The sequence below is a fragment of the Dictyobacter alpinus genome (assembly GCF_003967575.1).
GTDB classification, from domain to species: Bacteria; Chloroflexota; Ktedonobacteria; order Ktedonobacterales; family Ktedonobacteraceae; genus Dictyobacter; species Dictyobacter alpinus.
The window spans coordinates 133,702-153,307 of sequence record NZ_BIFT01000001.1 but is presented as its reverse complement, the minus strand read 5'-3'; the positions used below and the strand labels follow the sequence as shown (position 1 = coordinate 153,307).

17 protein-coding genes and 1 riboswitch are annotated in these 19,606 nt (G+C 48.3%); of the genes, 13 read left to right on the top strand and 4 right to left on the bottom strand.

Annotation, left to right across the window (positions count from 1 at the left end; genetic code table 11):
* Positions 1–3 precede the first annotated feature (3 nt).
* Together EL633_RS00615 and cofE are read right to left on the bottom strand one after the other, a co-directional pair.
* Complete coding sequence (locus EL633_RS00615; RefSeq protein WP_126625342.1) at positions 4–684, bottom strand: nitroreductase family protein; 681 nt, start codon at positions 682–684, stop codon at positions 4–6.
* Between the two features lie 30 nt (positions 685–714).
* A complete protein-coding gene (gene cofE, locus EL633_RS00610) occupies positions 715–1,482 on the bottom strand; it encodes a coenzyme F420-0:L-glutamate ligase (RefSeq protein ID WP_126625341.1) in 768 nt (255 codons plus the stop codon).
* A 251-nt stretch (positions 1,483–1,733) separates the two neighbouring features.
* Here cofE and EL633_RS00605 point away from each other — a divergent pair, with 251 nt between their 5' ends.
* From EL633_RS00605 to EL633_RS00590, 4 genes are all read left to right on the top strand, one after another.
* Positions 1,734–2,096 carry a DoxX family protein gene (locus EL633_RS00605; RefSeq protein ID WP_126625340.1) on the top strand — a complete coding sequence of 121 codons (363 nt, stop codon included), beginning with the start codon at positions 1,734–1,736 and terminating at the stop codon, positions 2,094–2,096.
* Between the two features lie 98 nt (positions 2,097–2,194).
* The gene (locus EL633_RS00600) at positions 2,195–2,944 is read left to right on the top strand and encodes a PIG-L deacetylase family protein (protein WP_126625339.1); all 750 of its coding nucleotides are present in this window, start codon (positions 2,195–2,197) and stop codon (positions 2,942–2,944) included.
* Between the two features lie 148 nt (positions 2,945–3,092).
* Positions 3,093–3,255, top strand: a riboswitch (FMN riboswitch).
* A gap of 197 nt (positions 3,256–3,452) precedes the next feature.
* The gene (locus EL633_RS00595) at positions 3,453–4,331 is read left to right on the top strand and encodes an ABC transporter permease (RefSeq protein WP_126625338.1); all 879 of its coding nucleotides are present in this window, start codon (positions 3,453–3,455) and stop codon (positions 4,329–4,331) included.
* 147 nt (positions 4,332–4,478) lie between these two features.
* Complete coding sequence (locus tag EL633_RS00590) at positions 4,479–5,498, top strand: ABC transporter substrate-binding protein (protein ID WP_126625337.1); 1,020 nt, start codon at positions 4,479–4,481, stop codon at positions 5,496–5,498.
* Between the two features lie 70 nt (positions 5,499–5,568).
* Here the strand turns inward: EL633_RS00590 and EL633_RS00585 are convergent, their stop codons facing one another.
* Positions 5,569–7,752: a serine/threonine-protein kinase gene (locus EL633_RS00585; RefSeq protein WP_126625336.1), complete on the bottom strand. Its 2,184-nt coding sequence runs from the start codon at positions 7,750–7,752 to the stop codon at positions 5,569–5,571.
* Between the two features lie 421 nt (positions 7,753–8,173).
* Positions 8,174–9,658, bottom strand: coding sequence for a cation diffusion facilitator family transporter (locus tag EL633_RS00580; protein WP_126625335.1), 1,485 nt, complete (start codon positions 9,656–9,658; stop codon positions 8,174–8,176).
* Between the two features lie 693 nt (positions 9,659–10,351).
* On the opposite strand from EL633_RS00580, the gene argC reads away from it, so the two are divergent.
* From argC to EL633_RS00535, 9 genes are all read left to right on the top strand, one after another.
* Positions 10,352–11,440, top strand: coding sequence for an N-acetyl-gamma-glutamyl-phosphate reductase (gene argC / locus EL633_RS00575; RefSeq protein ID WP_126625334.1), 1,089 nt, complete (start codon positions 10,352–10,354; stop codon positions 11,438–11,440).
* A gap of 85 nt (positions 11,441–11,525) precedes the next feature.
* Entirely contained in the window at positions 11,526–12,395 is an 870-nt protein-coding gene (gene argB, locus EL633_RS00570) for an acetylglutamate kinase (RefSeq protein ID WP_126625333.1), read from the top strand.
* 208 nt (positions 12,396–12,603) lie between these two features.
* Positions 12,604–14,949, top strand: coding sequence for an HAD family hydrolase (locus tag EL633_RS00565; RefSeq protein ID WP_126625332.1), 2,346 nt, complete (start codon positions 12,604–12,606; stop codon positions 14,947–14,949).
* Positions 14,946–15,554 (top strand): imidazole glycerol phosphate synthase subunit HisH, encoded by a 609-nt coding sequence (gene hisH, locus EL633_RS00560; RefSeq protein ID WP_126625331.1) that lies wholly within the window; start codon positions 14,946–14,948, stop codon positions 15,552–15,554. Before EL633_RS00565 ends, hisH begins: the two co-directional genes overlap by 4 nt.
* Positions 15,551–16,267 (top strand): 1-(5-phosphoribosyl)-5-[(5-phosphoribosylamino)methylideneamino]imidazole-4-carboxamide isomerase, encoded by a 717-nt coding sequence (gene hisA, locus EL633_RS00555; RefSeq protein WP_126625330.1) that lies wholly within the window; start codon positions 15,551–15,553, stop codon positions 16,265–16,267. Before hisH ends, hisA begins: the two co-directional genes overlap by 4 nt.
* A gap of 5 nt (positions 16,268–16,272) precedes the next feature.
* Positions 16,273–17,040, top strand: a complete 768-nt coding sequence (gene hisF / locus EL633_RS00550; protein WP_126625329.1) for an imidazole glycerol phosphate synthase subunit HisF — start codon at positions 16,273–16,275, stop codon at positions 17,038–17,040.
* Positions 17,034–17,969, top strand: a complete 936-nt coding sequence (gene hisI, locus EL633_RS00545) for a phosphoribosyl-AMP cyclohydrolase (protein ID WP_126625328.1) — start codon at positions 17,034–17,036, stop codon at positions 17,967–17,969. Before hisF ends, hisI begins: the two co-directional genes overlap by 7 nt.
* Before the next feature lie 51 nt (positions 17,970–18,020).
* Positions 18,021–18,779, top strand: coding sequence for an HAD family hydrolase (locus tag EL633_RS00540; RefSeq protein WP_126625327.1), 759 nt, complete (start codon positions 18,021–18,023; stop codon positions 18,777–18,779).
* 16 nt (positions 18,780–18,795) lie between these two features.
* On the top strand, positions 18,796–19,542 hold the full coding sequence (locus tag EL633_RS00535) for an HAD family hydrolase (protein WP_161981836.1): 747 nt from the start codon (positions 18,796–18,798) through the stop codon (positions 19,540–19,542).
* The last annotated feature ends 64 nt before the right edge of the window (positions 19,543–19,606 follow it).

Sequence of the window (19,606 nt, the reverse complement as noted above, 5' to 3'; positions counted from 1 at the left end):
ACCTCAATCGAAGCGAACTACTAAAGTATCCAACGGCAAGCGAGGACGTCTTTTAGGATCGGCGGCAGCATACCCAACAGTAATTAATGCCTGTGGAATTAAGTGCGCGTCCAACTCCAGCGCCTCACAAACGACTTCAGGACAAAACAGGGGAGCACACATCCAACCAGTATCTAAACCTAACTCATAGGCAGTTAAAAGCATATTCTGGATAGCCGCACCTATACTTTGTACCGCCATAGTCTTCTCATCGTCCTGCCGTTGCGCGTCAGGATAGTGATCTAAATCCTCTAAATAGAGGCAAGGAAGAATAATGGCAGGAGCCTGCAAGATCCGTTGTCGAGACTTCTCCAGACGGATGGCGACAATTTCGTTTGCCTGACCATCCATCTCTAAGTTTTGCTGCCAGGTGCTCCCCATGGCATTTGCCAGTTGTTCTTTAGGCTCGAGACGTGTCAGAACCACAAAACGCCAGGGTTGGCGTCCGTGGGGGGATGGTGCCCAGCGCGCCGCCTCAAGCATCTGCATTAGTAGCTCACGTGCAACCGGGGTTGCTTGATACTGGCGGACACTACGACGGCTGCGCATCAGGGTAGCGAGATCGGAGCTACGGTGAAGTTCCGTAACTGGACGATCTGCGTGCGAGCCATTCAGGCTCTCAGGCTGATTATTAATTTCTTTCATGAAAATACTATGAGACCTACTTGATTTAGCTTAACGGAACATATCGGTAGCGCTATCACGCGTTAAAGTATTTACAGTTCCCTCAGCAGGAATATAGCGATAACCACGGATCAGTGCTACAGGCACTTGATCCACTTTACCCATGACCAGTTCAGCAGCAGAAGATAATTCATCCGCGACTGCAATCACACTGGCCCGTAACTCATAGCCATAGGCATCGTGTTTTCCACGATAATCAGCCAGAGCTTCCATGCCAGCGACGCCGATGGCCATATTGACCTGACCATTGCGCCAGGCGCGTCCCCAGGTATCAGAAACGATCACAGCAATATCAATAGCTTGTTCTTCATTGTGTAGCTGTTGTAAACGTGTACGAATGATCCTGGCCGATACATCTGAGTCGGCCGGCAACAGGGTCAGAAATTCGCCGCCCTCTACATTCGACTCATCGACGCCTGCATTAGCGCAAATGAAGCCATGGTAGGTCTCACTGATGATTACACCACGATCCATACGCGCAATACGCTTACTCTCGCGGAGCACGACCTCAACATGACGTGCATCCTTCTCATTCCGTTCCGCAAATGTTTTAGCAAATTCTGATGGCTCGATATTATTTAAATTCACAAGACGTCTCTCAGCTTTCGAGACGATTTTTTGTGTGACCACCAGTACATCACCTGTTTGCAGTGTCAACTGTTGTTGTTGTAGTGCCTCATAAATGAGTGCCCCCAGGTCAGCATCCGGTTGAATCTCGCCGATACCTGTAATTGGTATAATCCGTAATTCTGTGCTCATAACCCTCCTCGTGGAATCATTATATCCTTTCTGAAGAGATCCTGCCAAGCGAAAGCACCATTACCCATCGATCGGAAGGCGGTGGGGAAATGAAACCAGGGCAGTGATAAATTAGCTACACAGTACTTCCCTTGAAACCATAAGCTATTCCTTTACGCTGTTATACATATAGAGCAAGCTGATAGTAGCGCTCATGCTGATGATATATAGAATATGTCAGTGTAGAAGTGTATAAAATTGTGAGGCATACGATGTTTAAAACGTTAGGACAGCTCCTATTAGGTTCGATTTTTATTGTAGGTGGCGCCAACTCCTTTGCTGAGCCGGGTGGACGTGTGCAAAAAGTAGAAGCAGCAGGATTACCACTACCACGGGAGTCCACTATTTTAAATGGCGCTGTAATGGTCGTTGCTGGTTCTACCCTGGCTGCCGGTATTCTGCCTAAACTTTCTGCCACCGCCTTATTAGGTTCATTGACGGCCACCACCATTGTTGGTCATCCTTTCTGGAATGAAACGACTCCCGCCGGTCGTGCCAATCAACAGACCCAGTTTTTTAAAAACCTCTCTCTGCTTGGTGGGTTGCTTTTGGTATTGAGTACAAAAAACGACTAATTTTTGATGGTACAATGCAGAGAAGCTGATGAATGCATCGCTTGTCCTCTTGAAAAAAGTTGGACAAGCGAGCATTTTTTTGAAAGGATGTATGTATAATGGCTCAACAAAGCGAGCAGCAAGAACAAAAAAAAGTAGCAATGGTAGTAGTTGCCCATCCTGATGATGCTGAGTTTGATGGAGCCGGTACCGTCGCACAGTGGACCCGAGAAGGCTGGGAAGTCTACTATGTAATTTGTACCGATGCGAGCGGTGGTGGTTCTGACGATGCAACTGATATCAGTCAGGAAGCACGCAAGCAGGTAAGCCAGATACGGATGGAAGAACAGAGGTCCGCCGCCAGAGTGCTGGGTGTAAAGGATGTTATCTTTTTAGGCTATCCAGACGGACAACTGCAACCCAGCATTGCATTGCGCCGAGATATCGTACGTCAGTTACGTACCTATCAACCTACACGAGTTATCTGCCAGACACCTGAGCGTAGCTGGCATCCTACTTTAATTGTTCCACGCTACCATCCAGATCACCTGGCGGCAGGACAAGCGACGCTAAATGCTATTTATCCTGCCTCGCAAAATCCGTGGGATTTTCCTGAGTTATTTTTGGAAGAAGGGCTGAAACCCCACAAAATCTCCGAGATTTATATTACTGGTGCCCCCACCACTAACTTCAGCGTGGATATTTCAGCAGTCATGGATGAGAAGGTAGCGGCCTTGAAATCCCATGCAAGTCAGGTTGGTGAAAGTTTCAGTGAGCTAGAAAAATTTATACGGCAGATCGGCGCAGATATTGGCCAGAAATACGGCTATACCTACGCTGAAGAATTCCACCGAGCTGAAAATCGCTAAATTGAAATGGTTCACGCGCTTTTTCACTGATTGGAAAAGCGCATGGACTATTTTTAGATCATATACAAAAATTGAGAATTAAGGCGCCTGGGGATTTTGAGAAAGCACTTGCATATACTTGTCTATTTGTGGCATACTTGATGGCAAATAAGACCTTCGGGGCAGGGTGAAATTCCCTACCGGCGGTATGGAACAGCAATAAATGCTGGGCCGAGCCCGCGAGTCTCTCTTTGGTCACTTCTATATCAACGAGCGACAGATTCGGTGAGAAGCCGAAGCCGACGGTAAAGTCCGGATGGGAGAAGGTTATAATGTGAGCCATAGTCGTATGCTTTCAAGCACACGGCGCGATGGTACGTTTTGTATTATTCGTACCACTCCACTGGTTTAATCACATCTCCCTTAGATGTCCCCCTGGGTTAGTTGAATTGACGTCACCCTATACTCTTTTTGTCGCATATTGTGGGTGTACGCCAGTATTAGCTAGAACCAAGGGATAATAATTATTATGAGTGCCACAACATCAAGGACGGATGGCGCACATGTATCGGTGCGTAAAAATCGCCGTGACGGATCAACTCAGCTTCATCGCAGCCGCAGGCAACCTGCGAACCAGAGTCCAGCCTGGAAAACTTTTAATAAAATTTGGACAATACTACCTCCTTTTGCCTTAGGTATATTGATCTTGCTGGCATGGTATGCCGCAACTGTGTCCGGCCGTATTAATCCATTTATTCTTCCACCTCCATCCGCTGTCTTTTCCAGCCTGGTTGATGGCTTGACCTCTGGTTTGTATTGGGAACACATTCTGACTACGGTACAAGAAAGTCTACTGGGCTTTTTGCTAGGCGTCATACTGGCCTTGCCACTTGGCTATAGTGTCGCAAAATCGCGCTTGCTGGCAAATATGTTACAACCCTATCTTTCAGCGGGACAGGCAATTCCAGCAATAGTACTGGCGCCATTCCTGTTTCTCTGGTTTGGTCTCGGTGTGGTACCGGTAATGATTGTGTGTATGCTGGTCGTATTATTCCCCATGATTGTTAATACTGTACTTGGTGTACAGACCATTGAGCGTGAATTATTAGATGCCGCACGCTTAGAGGGTGCCTCGGGCCTGTCCCTGTTGACCTACATTGAATTTCCTCTGGCGCTGCCTTCAGTGCTGGCAGCCATTCGTACAGGACTGACACTTTCAATCACAGGCGCATTGGTTGGCGAGTTCTTTTGTAGTCCCGATAGAGGATTGGGGGCGCTGGTGCTGATTGCATTGCACCAATACAATATGGCATTTATGTTTGCGACAGTGATCATTCTGGCTGTTCTGGCTGCGCTCTACTATAGCGCCACCTGGTTATTAGTGAGATTGGCAGAAGTGATATATTGATAACCAACGATTGTGGCAGGGATGAGATCTCCCTGCCTTTTTGTTCCCTTCTGTAGAAGAACCGCCGTTTGAAATGCAATCAAACAGACCGTTGGCCTGTTTGATTGATAGATGTCATCTTATAAATTGAATGGAGTAACCACTTCGATGTCAGTAAATCGACGTATAGCTGTGACCTTGAAACTTATATCCCTGGCGTTACTGTCCGGTCTTCTCATGGTAGCCTGTGGTCAGCCAGATTCCTCTTCAACTCCCAATTCTTCAGGGGGAGACTCAAATAAGTCGCTCAAGAATATTTCGATCGGTCTGGGATATAATCCTGATATTCAGTTTGCCCCATTTTATGTAGCCCAGAGCAAAGGTTATTATAAAGATGCAGGACTTAATGTGACCTTTAACCATGGTATTGTGACTGATTTAATCGGCACTATGGATGCGGGAAAGAACACGTTTGTTTTTGCTAGCGGCGACGAACTGTTGGTGGCCCACGATAAGAATAAAAGTTTGCAAGCCGTGGATGTTTCAACTATTTTCCAGAAATATCCGGTCAGCATTATTGTGCCAAAGGACTCTTCAATCAAGACGCTGGCAGACCTTAAAGGGCACACCATTGGTGAACCCGGACCCTTTGGAGCTACCCATACAGGTGTGCTGGCTCTGCTACAGGCGGGTAAGTTATCTTTAGCGGATGTGAAGTTACAGTCTATTGGCTTTAACCAGGTTGCGGCTATGCTCTCGCACAAAGTTGACGCTGTCGTTGGCTATTCTAACAACGAGCCCTTGCAACTAGAGCGTAACGGCTTTCAGGTGCGCACCTTCTCTGTTTCTGATTATATGCCTTTGGTCTCTAACGGCATCATCACTACTCAGGACACCTACACCAATCAAGCGCAGACTGTTCATGCCTTTGTTGACGCAACGCTTAAAGGCTTGAAAGACGTCATTGCAGATCCACAGAAAGCCGTAGATCTCAGCAAGAACTATGTTCCTGGTATGAATACTGATCAAGCGCTTGAGGTACTCAAAGCTACCGTGCCTATTTATCAAGGAAATGGTAAGCCTGGCTACAATGATAAAGCAGCCTGGGAAGCGACCGCGAAATTTCTCGTCGCGCAGAAAATGATAGCGCCTGTAGATAACCTGTCAAAAATGTATATAAACAATTGAAGAAACTCTGTGAGTACGAAAAAGCTCCGTCCAACATTTATTTGTTGGACGGAGCTTTTTGATACATGAGTTAAGCAGTATAGATTTGAAAATTTTGAAAGGAAACATCAGAGCCAGGAGCAACGGTCAGACCTATCTCCCCGCCATTATCAGTTCCCCCAAAGCCACTGATCGCGGTACCCTGCTGTACGCCATTGACGAAATAGACGAAGTTACCACCTTGAACGATGATATTTATTGTCGTAAGGCCACTGATTGCAGTCCCATGGAGCCCAACGGTCGCTAGTTGTGATGGGGCTCCACCTTTAGCATTGTAGTATGAAGTCCAGGATTCATCATCAAACATCACGTTATAACTGACATCATCAGCTTTGTGATAATAGACTCCAAATTGACTGCCAGGGGTATTGACTTTGACCTCTACCTGGATATAGTAACTGGCTGGCAATGCCTGTCTATTGGGTAATTGTGTCAGGAAGGCACCAGATAAGCCAGAGCCAGCCTTGGAGAGTCGTAACTGATCCGGACCACAGTCAGCTGTAATATTGATATTTTGCCATTTGCCCCCTTTGGGATCACAGCTACCTGGATAGTTTGTGCCATAGATCAGAGAGCCATTGCCAGAAACTTTGGGACCAGGCAATGGATAGATGGGTTTGGTCGTTTTGACCGGCGGTGGTGTCTGAGTGGCAGCAGGGGTGCTTGTACCACTGTTTTCAATAATGGTTGCTGTTGCTGTTGGATTGTGAGATGCCTGATTTTTTGTTGATGCAGATTGATTGCTGAACAAGACTACCAGGCCACTAAGCACAAGAAGCACAGCCAGAGCAGCTCCAACCATTATCAGGTAGCGTGGCAATTTATTTACACGAGAACTGCGATATTGTTGTGCAGAATGAACTTGAATTTGGGGTTCGGGCGTTGTAGATCGGCCTTGCCACCCATTGGGTTGCTCTGTTCTGTATGCTTGTTGTCTGGCCGGTTGTCGTTGTGCCGGGATATAATTTTGTTCGTTTGAAGCACGCAGTTGTGGGGCCGCCGGAGGGCGAGGATGATCAGCAATAGTTGCATCCATGCTGGTGATAACAGTGGGGAATGCCTGTAAGCGATTCTGTGTCTGTTCAGAAAGGCGTGGGGTCTCCGCAGCTTCTTTATTCGTGTGTGATGTCTCATTGTCTACCAACATAGTTGACATCGTGGCTGGTGAGGGATCTGGTTCTTGCGCAGGTGTAGGTTCCACAGCTTCGGCTGGTTGTTGTTCTTTCTCCTCAGTTTGCTGCTCTGGAGATGCGTCTGTAACTTGCTCCATGGTTAGAGGGAGAACTGGTGTGATGTGTTCTCCTAATGGTGGTGGTGCCACACTGGGGAAGCGATCGCCCAGGGCTTCAGCTACCGCCTGGCGTAAAGCCTGGGCAAAGGTGCCAGCGCTATCAAAGCGATCCTTAGGAGATTTCGCCATAGCCTTCATGACTACAGCCTCTACATTTTTTGGCACCTGTGGATTAAAACGTGTAAGAGGAGGAGCCTGTTCCAGCGTATGTTTGATTGCTACAGCAACCGGTGACGTACCAGTAAAAGGCACACGCCCGGCGAGCATCTGGTAAAGTACCACTCCCAATGAATAGACATCGGTACGATAATCGATGACATCACCAGTACCTTGTTCAGGAGAAAGGTATTCAGGGGTGCCAACGATGGTACCGACGCTGGTAAGATGTCCCTGCGTATTTTCTTGATCGGTGACATCTTTAAGAACTTTGGCCAGACCAAAGTCCGCTAGAAGAATACGACCATCGGCATGAAAGAGAATGTTGCCAGGCTTGAGATCGCGGTGCACAATACTTTGAGAATGTGCGCTATCCAGCGCGGAGGCGGCTTGCTCTATAATAGGCACAACCTCTTCCAGAGAAAGTATGCCACGTTTCTCCAGCACTTCACGCAACGTACCGCCAGTGACATAAGGCATCACCAGATAGGCCAGTTCTCCTTGTTCACCATACTCATAAACTGGCATAATATTGATATGATCTAAAGCCGCAATAGCATCTGCTTCTCGGCGAAAGCGAGCCAAAAATTCGTTACGTGACCGTTGCTCAAGAACGATGCCAGGTAGAAGTACTTTAACGGCTACAATCCGCCGTGGACGTGACTGTCGCGCCAGATACACTGCACCCATACCACCGCGTCCTAGGAGACGTTGGAGTGTACATGTTCCGAGCGCTTGCCCCAGTAACTCATTGCTATCAGTTACCACGCTCGTATTTCCTCTCAATAGAATATATCAGGTTGGTAGTTTGCATAAGAAATATTTCTAATTAAGGATTATTCCTTTATACCCGGCCCAATCCGTCAGCAAGTCCGTTTGCGAATCTTCTCTCATCTGGGCTGGATAGTGGCAAGCGATTTCCTTAATGGCTCCTCTGATTTTTCTGGTTGTAAAACTTGTCATGCCATTCACACAGTATCACACTGATCCCTGGTATGTCATCAAAGGAATAAGATAGAGAAGGCGACATCTGTGCTTGTTCTTACTCATTATAATAGACGTTTGGTGAACGTCAACCATCATAAGCAACGTTTGGTGGAGGTTAACCATCCTATCTGGCATACCGGTGAGCGATTTATGTTATAGTTACTGCCCTGTTCCTCTTCTTATCGCAGTGGGAGAGGACCGATTAGCTACGGAAAAAAGGATTTTCAGGCGGTTCTGTATGAATAATAACTGTATTGAGATTGGGATACGAGCGACGGAGTGAGCGTTTAATTTTTTCCGCATCAACATGGACCTGACTGAGAGGCGCATTTGCATCGAAAATAGTATGTAGAACAAGATCTAATTCATGTGCCCCATTTGTACCATGACCACCTGCTTCCACGGTTTGTTTGCTAGGACGATATAGATGGATATCATGTGCGCTACCTACACCGGCAATACCATCAGCGATGCGGCACATATGGGCCGCCATCTCGCCATAATGGTCCGTCACATCCTGACGCTGCACGATATTCTCATCAGGTGCCTCCAGATGAGTCGTCACCCGGCGTAAGCGCTTATTGCTCTGGAGGATTGCTTGCTCCAGATGTGTAGCGACGGCATGGGCCTGTTCCAGATTCATATCGGCCTGTACTTCCAGATCAAAGTCAGCTTCTAATTTGCCAGCAACCTCACGGACATGGATGTGATGGGCATGTACACCATGGTGTTCGGCTAGATAATGAATCTGGTCAGTAACAGTTTCTCTAGGGGAAGCGACCGGTTCAACATGCACTACAACATCGATATCTTCTGTTTCAGAGAAAGATCGAGCCTCAGCAATCGTTTCATTTTCAATCAGATCACTAAGAGTATGAATTTGATCAAAGGTAAGTGTCCGTGGAGCAGAAATAATGACATCGGCAAAACACTTATTGCCAGCACGGCGTACGCGTACGCGCCGTACCTCGACGACATTTTCCAGGGCAGTGAGGCGTTGTTGAATTTGTGATGCCAGGCCACCCGGTGAATGATCCATTAAGGCATCGATCGTCTCGCGTGCCAGACGTAAACTGACCCAGATGACGATACCCGAGACGCCAAAGGCCGCAATGGCATCAGCCTGTACTAACCAGGCGGGTAGGTGGAGAAGATCAGTAAGATAGACAACTAGCAGTCCAAAGATAACGACAACGGAGCTCCAGATATCGGTACTGAAGTGCAGGGCATCCGCTTCCAGGGCCTGGCTTCCCAGTTTTTTGGCGACACGTAATAGGACGCGTGAGCGCGTAACATCGACTACAATCGAGACCAGCATCACGACAAAAGCCCAGATGCTCACATCGACATGGCCCTCATGATACAGCAGGCGCCGTGCTGCTTCGTAGCTTACCCAGCCAGCAGTTCCCAGCAATAATAAAGCTTCCAGGAACGCTGAAAGATTTTCAACTTTCCCATGTCCATAATTATGATTGGCATCAGCAGGTCGATCAGCTACACGGACAGCGAAAAAAGTCAGTAGTGCTGCTACCAGATCCAGGCCTGAATGGGCGGCTTCAGCCATAATACCCAGACTACCTGTAAGGGTTGCTACCAGAATTTTTAGACCTGTCAGACCAACGGCCGCTAACACTGATGAGAGCGCGGCCATCGTTTTTTCACGCTGGGCACTTTTTGAAAGTGACATGCCTTGGGACTGCCTCCTCTAATCGGAACACTGACTGTTTTTTTGGGGTTTCACGCCTGTACCGCCATCATTTTACTCGATGGAAAGAATCAGTGCAAGAATAAAGCGCAGCGGAGCAAGAATTTTCAGTCATATAGTTATTTTTGCTATATGATTGTACCAGTACCATAAAAAATGATAATTGACAGAGGTTCATTCAGCTGTTATTCTTGAATGTAACAACTCTATAAACGAAGACTGACCCGTGTTGATCAAACCTAGTATGAGATAGGGAGCCAACAGAGATCCGGCATTTGGTGAGAGTTCGGAACGGTGTACCCCCTCAGAACCCCTTTGTGAGCGGCTGGCCGAAGAAAGTCCTGGGTATGAGATCAAAAGGAAGTGTCTCTTTTTTCTCGCCATTTACTTTTTATAAGTAAAGAGCAGAAAAGGAAGACTATGATAAAATCTCATCTCAGAACAAGTAGGACAGGTGGGTGGCTCCCAGGCAGCGCAATAGCTAGAAAGAGTGGTCTTTCCACCTTCGCTACGTCGTGGTGCGAGGTCAGTAGCCGTTATACAATGGCCGCCTGGGTAAATGTGGAAGACAATCTGGGTGGTACCACGGGAGCATTTATGGCTTTCGTCCCTTGCAGATAAGCATGTGGATGAAGGCTTTTTTTATTGTTATTGCGTTGAGAGGTGGAAGATAAAATGATGACGGTTTCTATTGTAAATGTAACCAGCTATACGGGTTCAGAATTATTACGTTTATTGGCGCAACATCCTCATTTCGAGGTAATCTCAGTAACCGGGCGTAGTACTGTAGGCAAACGTCTGGACGAAGTGTTTCCATTTCTTCGTGCGGGCGTACCGACGTTGGAAGGGAGGCATCCCACAATAGATCCGCGCCTCGTCATTACCGAAGAACCAGCTCAGACTGACCTGTCCTTTGTTTGCCTGCCCCATGCTGCGGCGGCCGAGGCGGTGGTCAAACTATTGCAGAAAGGTACAAAAGTTGTCGATCTTTCTGCGGATTTTCGTTTACGAGATGTTGCAACTTATGAAGAATGGTATAAACATACCCATCCAGCTCCAGCTCTTTTAGAGACAGCCGTGTATGGATTATGCGAAATGTACCGTGAGCAAATCCCACATACATCTCTGGTAGCTAATCCAGGTTGTCATACCACGACCGCCATACTTGGTCTGAGTCCTGCGTTTGCCGCTGGCATCGTCAATCCTGATGTCATTATCGACTCAAAAACAGGTATCAGTGGTGGAGGGCGTAATCCTGGCCCGAGTTATCATTTTCCCGAAGCTGATGAAGATGTCTCCGCTTACGGGTTGTCCGGGCATCGACATATGCCAGAGATCGCGCAAGAGTTAGTGGTGGCCGCACAGCAAGGTGATCATCCTCTGGCGACCGAACTGCGTATTACATTTGTCCCGCACCTGATGCCAATGACGCGTGGTATTCTGGCGACCTGCTACGCAGACCTCAAGCAAGACGAAAATGGAGATCTACCTACTACAGCTGAGGTGCGCGCACTTTATGAAAACTATTATGCAAATGAGCCATTTGTGCATGTCGTAGATCAAGCGCCGCACACCAAATGGACCTATGGAAGTAATCACTGTTTTATTTATCCAATTGTCGATCAACGCGCAAAACGCTTAATAATCGTGTCCTGCCTGGATAACCTGGTGAAGGGTGCATCCGGACAGGCCATACAAAATGCCAACTTACTCTATGGATTGCCAGAAATAACGGGCTTATCCTCGCTGGGCGTACATCCATAAAGAATCCCGATAATACCAAATCATTGTTGAAAAATCGAGAGATTGAAAATTTCTCTGCAATCATCCATTCTGAGGAGTCTAACTCATGGCAATTTCATTTTCACGAACGCCGGAGGGCGATGTTATTAGCGACCACCATCTTATCGCCCAGGTTCTCGGTGAGGCACTGCCGTATATTGACTTTCTGAAAGGCAAGACCCTGGTAATTAAATTAGGTGGTAGTACGCTGGAACATCAACGTGCCGTTCTGCAAGACATTATCTGGTTACGTGCATTAGGTGCATATCCTGTGCTGGTTCATGGTGGTGGCCCATACATTAATGAATGGCTAACCAAATTGAATTTGCCCACCCGTTTTATCAATGGTCTGCGGGTCACAGATGCGGCTACTTTGAATGTAGTGCGAATGGTGTTGTTAGGCCAGGTCAATCAGGGTCTGGTATTGATGGCTTCTCAAATGGGAGGAAAAGCTATTGGCCTTGCTGGTACCGATGGGGGTCTGGTGAGGGCTCATATGGCTGACGAGCGCCTGGGATTCGTGGGTGAGGTTGATGCGGTTGATCCAACGCCCATTGAAGCTTTGTTGCGAGAAGGTTATATTCCAATGGTTGCTCCACTGGGAGAAGGACCAGATGGCACCTGCTTAAACATTAATGCGGACCTGGTTGCCGCTCATCTGGCGGGAGCGCTCAATGCCGAAAAGCTTATCTTTTTAAGTAATGTGGCCGGGATCTGTCGTGCCGATGGCACATTAATTTCAGAATTGCGGGAATCTGAGGCGAAACAATTGATTGATGATGGCGTTATCAGTGGGGGGATGATTCCAAAGGTTACCGCTTGTCTGGACGCACTCGTTGCCGTTCCACGCGTACATATTGTTGATGGCCGCGACTCGCATGTGTTGCTGCGTGAGCTGTTCACCGATAAGGGTGCTGGTACTATGATCATCCGCTAAATCAGTTGGATAATCTGAGGGACAGCCACAAAAGACAATGTGGTCTGTCCTTTTTTGTTTGTGCGATGTAGGCAAGATACATCGCCGAAAACGGCAGTTGAATGGTACACTATCTCTAGAGCAATCAGTCTCGTCCTGTCAGTCAGCAGGGTAAAACTGTGCATTGCTCTCAGCACACAGCTCAGCACGAGCAATTGAAAGGAACATTTTGAGCAACGTTGTTGTCTTTGATCTAGATGGGGTCATTACAAGTGAAGAGGCTTACTGGATTACCGCAGGCCTGGTTCTGCATGAGCTCGCCTATAGCCCCCGCTACTGGAATTTGCAAGGCGCTGACACCTATGTGCCGCCTGCGAACGCTGAAGAATGTGACCTATTAAGCCATCAGGTGCTTCCCAAATCGATCATGCTTGGCTTTAAGGCGCATGCGATCAACTCTAACTGGGATACCTGTTATGCGGCTGTTTGCCTTTGCCTGGTGGACCTACTGGCCAGATTACCGGATCGTTCAACGCTTCTTCCCTTGCAACCGTGGAGTGCGGATTGGTCCGCAGCCTTTCGGGAGGCCCTGGCACGTTATGCTGGTCCGAAAACGATTGATCAATCCTCTTATCGTCTGTTAGAAGAGCCACTGTTTCAAGGATATGTAAGCTTTGAGCTCTTTGAGCGACTGAATCAATATGCTGGCGAGTTACTTGGGGAGCCAATTGAAGGAGTATTTGCGCGCTATAGTCCTTTCTGGATCCATTGTCAGGGGCTCTTTCAAGAAATATACCTGGGTGATCAACTCTATCTCCAGGAGCATGGACATGCACCTTCGCAGCCGGGACGTTATGGCTGTATCTATCTGGAACAGCCGATTCTGCCTGCCGAGACATTGCGTGCCACCTTACAGCAGTTGCGGGAACAGGAATATGTTTTAGGCATAGCGACTGGCCGCCCGGGGAAGGAAGCGCTGGTTCCATTACAGAATTATGGCCTCCTGGAATATTTTGATCCTGCGCGCATTATGACCCATACCGAGGTCGCGCAAGCCGAAGAGAAGTTATTAGCACAGGGAGATGCAACCTCGCTGGTGAAGCCACATCCTTATCAATTTCTCGCGGCAGCTGAGCCAGAGTATCAACCACACCAGCCAGCTTTAGCGCGTGGTAGCTTTATCGTGGTAGGTGATACCACCAGTGACGTACGTGGTGGGCAGGCCGCTGGAGCGCTGGTAGTAGCTGTCCTGACCGGAGCTTTAACCGCTGAGGCGCGGCAGATGTTAGAAGAGAGCCAGCCAGATTTCATGGTGTCTGACGTTACCAAACTTTCTGAGCTCCTCCAGCGACTGGATGATCTGGCCATCATTCAGCGCATGCAGTTTTTAGAGCGCGAGAAAGCCGAAGCCTTGCTGAGGCGCTGGTTTGCTCTGCATATGGATCTGATGGTAGACGAGGTAAGACTGACTCCTAAAGCTGTCTCGCTTAACTCGTTCAATGGCATTTACCGTACCGGCGGAGAAGAATACTTCTTCAAGACGCATGTCGAAGAGCAAGGTATTCTTGAAGAATATTATCATGCCGAACTGCTGAATAACGCAGGCTATAATATTGTGCGACCCTTACGCACCGTTCATCAAAAAGGCCAGCAGATGGTCATCTATCCGGTGATTACCTCTCCTGTGATGTTTGATCTGATGCGGGCCGTCGAGACGGGAGACACAACACAGGCAACGGTGGACCTCCTTGCTACTGCTGAACAACGTGAGTGTGAGCGGCTACTAAAAATCTATCGGGAGACGTTCGCCTTAACCAGTGCGGATGAGCATGGTCAGGCCCCGATCCATCAATTATTCTGGCATCGACTGACAGGTGGACGTCTGCACAGTTTTTATCAGAACAAGCTGTTTCCCTTGCCAGGAGAGCCAGCAGCCGTTGATGGTGGACAAAGTATTTCCTTTGCTGATCTTCTGCAGTATCGGTGGACGATTAATGGTGAAGAGGTAGGGGAGTATGGGCAGACCTTAGGTCAACTGATTGAGCGTGCTCAGAACGTTTTGCAGCCAGCCCAGGCCGCCTTGACTGTGATCGGTCATGGTGATGCCCATTTTGGCAATGTCTTTTTGGAACAGCAGACGACCTATCAATACTTTGATCCAGCTTTTGCAGGCCGCCATACACCCTTATTAGATATCGTCAAACCATTTTTTCATAATGTTTTTGCAACCTGGATGTATTTTCCACAGGAGGTGGAAAAAGGCCTTCAGATATCTATACAGGTGGAGGACTCACACATAATTGTTGAACACAACTATGTGTTGACACCGGTACGCCAGGCGATCCTGAATACCAAGCGCACGCAACTTCTACCCGCTTTAATAGAAATGTTGCGCGAGCGCAATGGGTTACCAGAGAATTGGGAAGAGTTTGTGCGGCTTGCTCTACTGTGCTGCCCACTATTAACGGTCAATTTGTTAGATGATAGCAAGCGTTCGGCCGCTATCTGCTGGCTTGGGCTCTCCCAGGCGATGCAGATGGGAAATCTCTCAATCTTAGAAGGGGAAATAAAATGATTGCCATTATAGATTATGGCGCGGGAAATATTCATAGCATTGAGAAGGCGCTTGAACATGTTGGAGCTCAGGTGCAGGTAACGGATGATCCTCAGGTCGTGAAGAACGCTCAAGCTGTGGTCTTACCAGGTGTCGGCTCAGGCGGATCGGCGATGGCGCGCATGACGAGTCAGGGCCTGGATGAGGCCATTCGTGAGGCGACCTTTCAGGGCAAGCCATTTCTAGGTATCTGCCTGGGTATGCAACTGCTGGCAGATCATCATGCCGAAGGCGAAGTCGATGGTTTACGCCTGTTCAGGGGAACGGTACGCCGAATTCCACACGGGCCTAAGATTCCGCATATGGGTTGGAACCAGATTCAAGCCTTGCAGACCGAACTCCCAATTTTTGTTGACATTCCGGCTGATGCCTATTTTTATTTTGCGCACTCCTACTATGTGGAGCCGCAAGATCAGAACGGTGTTGCCGCAGTCACCAATTACGGTTCTCCTTATTGCAGTGTGATTGCTACCGATCAGGTCTGGGGTACACAATTCCATCCCGAAAAGAGTGGGGATGTGGGTCTGCAACTGCTGAAAAATTTTGTGAAGTGGGTGAAACAATGATTATATTACCTGCCATTGATATTAAAGATGGTCGTTGTGTGCGCTTGTTTCAAGGTGACTATGCCCAGGTAACAACCTATGATACCGATCCTGTACAGGTTGCCTTACGCTGGCAAGAGGCAGGCGCTTCCTGGCTGCATCTGGTTGATCTGGATGGCGCAAAAGAGGGCTATCCTGTCAATGCTGAACTAATCAAACGTATTCGAGCCGCAACTTCTCTACATATTGAGCTTGGTGGCGGTATGCGCACCCTTGAGCATATAGAGCAAATTCTGGGACTGGGCGTTGATCGTGTCATCCTGGGAACGATAGCAATCACTAATCGGCAACTCTTGCAGCAGGCTTTAGAGCGCTGGGGGGAACGTATTGTGGTTGGATTGGATGCACGCGATGGATTGGTCGCGATTGCCGGCTGGTTGGAAACTTCACAAGTCAAAGCTGTAGATCTGGCCCATGAGCTTAGTGAACTGGGCGTTAAACGCTTTATCTATACTGATATCGCTCGCGATGGAGCCCTTACTGGTCCCAATCTGATTGCTTTAACGGAGATGCAGCAGGCTGTTAGCAGTGCATTGATCGCCTCAGGAGGCGTTAGTTCTCTGGCAGACTTGCAAGCATTAGCTAGTATTCATGTGGAAGGAACCATTGTTGGTAAAGCTATCTATACCGGTGCAGTCGATCTTGCAGCAGCAATTCGCGACATTGAGAGGTAATAAACATGCTCACCAAGCGCATTATTCCGTGCCTGGACGTGATGAACGGCCGGGTCGTCAAAGGAGTCAGTTTTATCAATTTGCGAGACGCCGGAGATCCAGTCGAATTGGCCAAACTGTATAATCAAGAAGGGGCGGATGAAGTTACATTTCTGGACATCACTGCCTCCTATGAAAATCGGGCGACCATGTTAGATGTGGTACGCCGTACAGCCGAACAGGTTTTTATTCCGGTAACCGTAGGCGGTGGTATCCGTTCCGTGGAAGATATACGCGCCACCCTGGGTTCCGGAGCCGATAAAACTTCATTAAATACTGCAGCCGTACAAAACCCGGAACTGATAACCTCTGGCTCTGAACAATTTGGGGCCCAATGTATCGTGTTGGCAGTTGATGCCCGCGCTAATGCGACCATGCCCAGCGGCTACGAAGTCTATGTGCATGGTGGACGTACACCCACAGGACTGGATGTGCTGGATTGGGTACAGCGTGGCGTCGAATTAGGGGCAGGTGAAATCCTTTTGACCAGCATGGATAGAGACGGAACCAAACAAGGATATGATCTTGAGCTGAATGCTAAAGTCTCATCCGCCGTCTCCGTGCCGGTGATTGCTTCTGGTGGCGTGGGTACACTGGAACACATGTATGAAGGACTGACGCAGGGAAAGGCCGACGCTGTCTTGGCGGCCTCAATTTTCCATTTTGGCGAATTTCGGGTGCGTGACGCTAAGGACTACTTACAAGCAAAAGGGGTGGTGGTACGACCATGTTAAATTTCGATAGCCAGGGGTTGATGCCCGCCGTTATTGTAGATGACGAAACCGGTACTGTGTTGTTGGTGGCCTTTATGAACCAGGAAGCGTATCAACTCACCCGAGAAAGTGGGCAAACCCATTTCTTTAGCCGTTCACGCAACAGAATCTGGCATAAAGGCGAGCAATCAGGCAATGTGCAAGATGTACGCGATATGTTCGTCAATTGTGAAGAGAATAGCCTGCTGATTCGGGTCAAGCAGCATGGAGATGCCGCCTGCCATGAAGGTTATCAGAGCTGTTATTATCGCCGGCTATTACCTGATGAAAGCTATGAAATTGTTGCTGAGCGCATCTTTGATCCGGAAGATGTTTATGGAACCGAGCAGAGTGAAGAAACGATGACAACCGAAGATAGCGGGACCCAGACCCCTCAACAATTAGAGCAAATGTTACGCCAACTGTATACAGTGTATGTTTCACTGCGTGATCAGGATCAGACGGCAAGTTCAAATACATCAAGGCTGTTGCATGAAAAAAATTCAGGTTTTCTGGTTGGCCGCCTGAAGGACGAACTTGATGAGTTGGCAGGAGTGCAAAAAGGTGAACATGTGCATACTGGTCGGGAGGAAGATACGGCCCTTGAAGGTAGCCAGGTAGGTTACTGGCTCTTCTTGCTGGCAGCTATCCATCGCATCGCATATGATGACTTTAATCCACACGCAGCAATCCTACAGGGTTTTACAGGAAACTATACAGAAGAGCAAGTCAACGAATTGCGCCAATTAAGCATCGAACAACTCTCGAATACAGATCCTGCCCATCTCATCAGAGGTCTGGTAGCAGGGTTCTCCCTGGTTGGTTGGGCCTGTATCTCAGCGGGTATCAGCCCGCTTGCCCCGATCCAATACGATCTGGAGCAAATGCAACGTAAAGGTCTGGTGAAATAATAGCCAGCCAGCGCGAATATACCATGTTTGCGTGGTGAGGGGAGACGTGCCATGACGCGTCTTACCTCACCACGCAAACGTCAGGGAGGGAAATGCATGAGATATGATGCGATCATTTTTGATCTTTTTGGCACACTGGTTGATAATTTGCCTGCAGCCGCCTTTAAGCAAACTCTGACACAGATTGCCACTATTTTACGCGTCCCTGCTCCAGAGCTGATCTCACTATGGCGTGGAGAACTCTGGCAACGACGCGTACGTGGTGAATTTGCGAGTTTACCTGAGACCTATAACTATGTTTGTAACACTTTCGGCGTCACTGTATCTGAGAGTCAGATAGAAGAAGCCGTAAAAGTACGTTTTGATTACTCCCGCCGTTCATTGGCTCCACGCGTCGATACGGTAGAAACGCTAAGAACCTTGAAAGCGGCAGGTTATGCTATCGGCCTGATCAGTGATTGCTCGATGGAAATTCCTCAACTATGGGATAAATCAGCGCTGGCACCGTTAATTGATGTACCTTTGTTTTCCTGTGCTGTAAAATTGAAGAAGCCAGATCCACATATTTATGCGCTGGCTCATGAACGGCTGGATATACCTGCAGAGCGTTGTCTTTATGTTGGCGATGGAGGGAGTCGTGAACTAACAGGAGCCACGGCTACAGGCATGCAGGCCGTGTTGATCTATGCGCCTTACGAAACGTTTAAAGGTCACTCAGAGCACCAGGAAGAAGTTGATGGCTGGCAAGGGCCAAAGATATCTGCTATTCGCGAAATATTGACAATCGTAGATGAAACGTTGCTCTCATAGCAAAGGATTGCTCATAATGACAATTCAGGCTGTAATCTTTGATCTGGGTGGTACCCTTATTGATTGGCCAGACTGGGACACTGGCGCTAATGGACGCTGGGGGATGTCATATGATTATGTTTGCGCCAAAGTTCCTACACGGTCATGGCCAGAACGTGAACGCTATGTTGAAGCAATGCGTGGTGCTGAACTGGCTCACTGGCAGCGGGTAAACAGGCTACATAGTAGTGCCACACCGCAAGAAGTAGTGCAAGAAGGTTTTCAGACACTGGATTTTGAGGTTAGCCCGCAGGAATTACTGGTCGCGTTGGATGGCTATGCACAGGCCGTTAGTGGCTGGGCCATCATTTTTCCAGATACGGTTCCGACACTCCTTAGTTTGAGAAAACAAGGATATCGCATGGGATTACTGTCAAATACCTGGTGGGCGGCCGCATGGCATAATGCAGACCTGGCCTCCCATGGACTGGATAGCTTATTGGATGAAGTTGTTTATACTTCAGAATTAGCATATTCCAAGCCACGTCCAGAAGTTTTCCAGATCGTATGCCAGCGTCTTCAGGTTGAACCCACGCAGTGTGTTATGGTTGGTGATCGTCTCATCGATGATGTTTCAGGCGCCTTGAAGGTTGGCATGCGCGGCATCTGGAAAAAGACCCCCAATCCCTGGCCCGCGCCTGCCGATATTCAACCTACGGCTACTATTTCCCAATTAGCCGAACTCTTACCGTTGTTAGAACAATGGCAGAGTTCAGCTTACTAATAACGATTACTTATTGTCTGGAGACATTGAGAGGCGCGGTGTCTCCAGACAATAAGTTGCATGT

Excerpts from the sequence above, each read along its gene's own strand:
- EL633_RS00615 (WP_126625342.1), bottom strand. The coding sequence starts at position 684 with ATGAAAGAAATTAATAATCAGCCTGAGAGCCTGAATGGCTCGCACGCA.
- cofE (WP_126625341.1), bottom strand. The coding sequence starts at position 1,482 with ATGAGCACAGAATTACGGATTATACCAATTACAGGTATCGGCGAGATT.
- EL633_RS00605 (WP_126625340.1), top strand. The coding sequence starts at position 1,734 with ATGTTTAAAACGTTAGGACAGCTCCTATTAGGTTCGATTTTTATTGTA.
- EL633_RS00600 (WP_126625339.1), top strand. The coding sequence starts at position 2,195 with ATGGCTCAACAAAGCGAGCAGCAAGAACAAAAAAAAGTAGCAATGGTA.
- EL633_RS00595 (WP_126625338.1), top strand. The coding sequence starts at position 3,453 with ATGAGTGCCACAACATCAAGGACGGATGGCGCACATGTATCGGTGCGT.
- EL633_RS00590 (WP_126625337.1), top strand. The coding sequence starts at position 4,479 with ATGTCAGTAAATCGACGTATAGCTGTGACCTTGAAACTTATATCCCTG.
- EL633_RS00580 (WP_126625335.1), bottom strand. The coding sequence starts at position 9,658 with ATGTCACTTTCAAAAAGTGCCCAGCGTGAAAAAACGATGGCCGCGCTC.
- argC (WP_126625334.1), top strand. The coding sequence starts at position 10,352 with ATGATGACGGTTTCTATTGTAAATGTAACCAGCTATACGGGTTCAGAA.
- argB (WP_126625333.1), top strand. The coding sequence starts at position 11,526 with ATGGCAATTTCATTTTCACGAACGCCGGAGGGCGATGTTATTAGCGAC.
- hisH (WP_126625331.1), top strand. The coding sequence starts at position 14,946 with ATGATTGCCATTATAGATTATGGCGCGGGAAATATTCATAGCATTGAG.
- hisA (WP_126625330.1), top strand. The coding sequence starts at position 15,551 with ATGATTATATTACCTGCCATTGATATTAAAGATGGTCGTTGTGTGCGC.
- hisF (WP_126625329.1), top strand. The coding sequence starts at position 16,273 with ATGCTCACCAAGCGCATTATTCCGTGCCTGGACGTGATGAACGGCCGG.
- hisI (WP_126625328.1), top strand. The coding sequence starts at position 17,034 with ATGTTAAATTTCGATAGCCAGGGGTTGATGCCCGCCGTTATTGTAGAT.
- EL633_RS00540 (WP_126625327.1), top strand. The coding sequence starts at position 18,021 with ATGACGCGTCTTACCTCACCACGCAAACGTCAGGGAGGGAAATGCATG.
- EL633_RS00535 (WP_161981836.1), top strand. The coding sequence starts at position 18,796 with ATGACAATTCAGGCTGTAATCTTTGATCTGGGTGGTACCCTTATTGAT.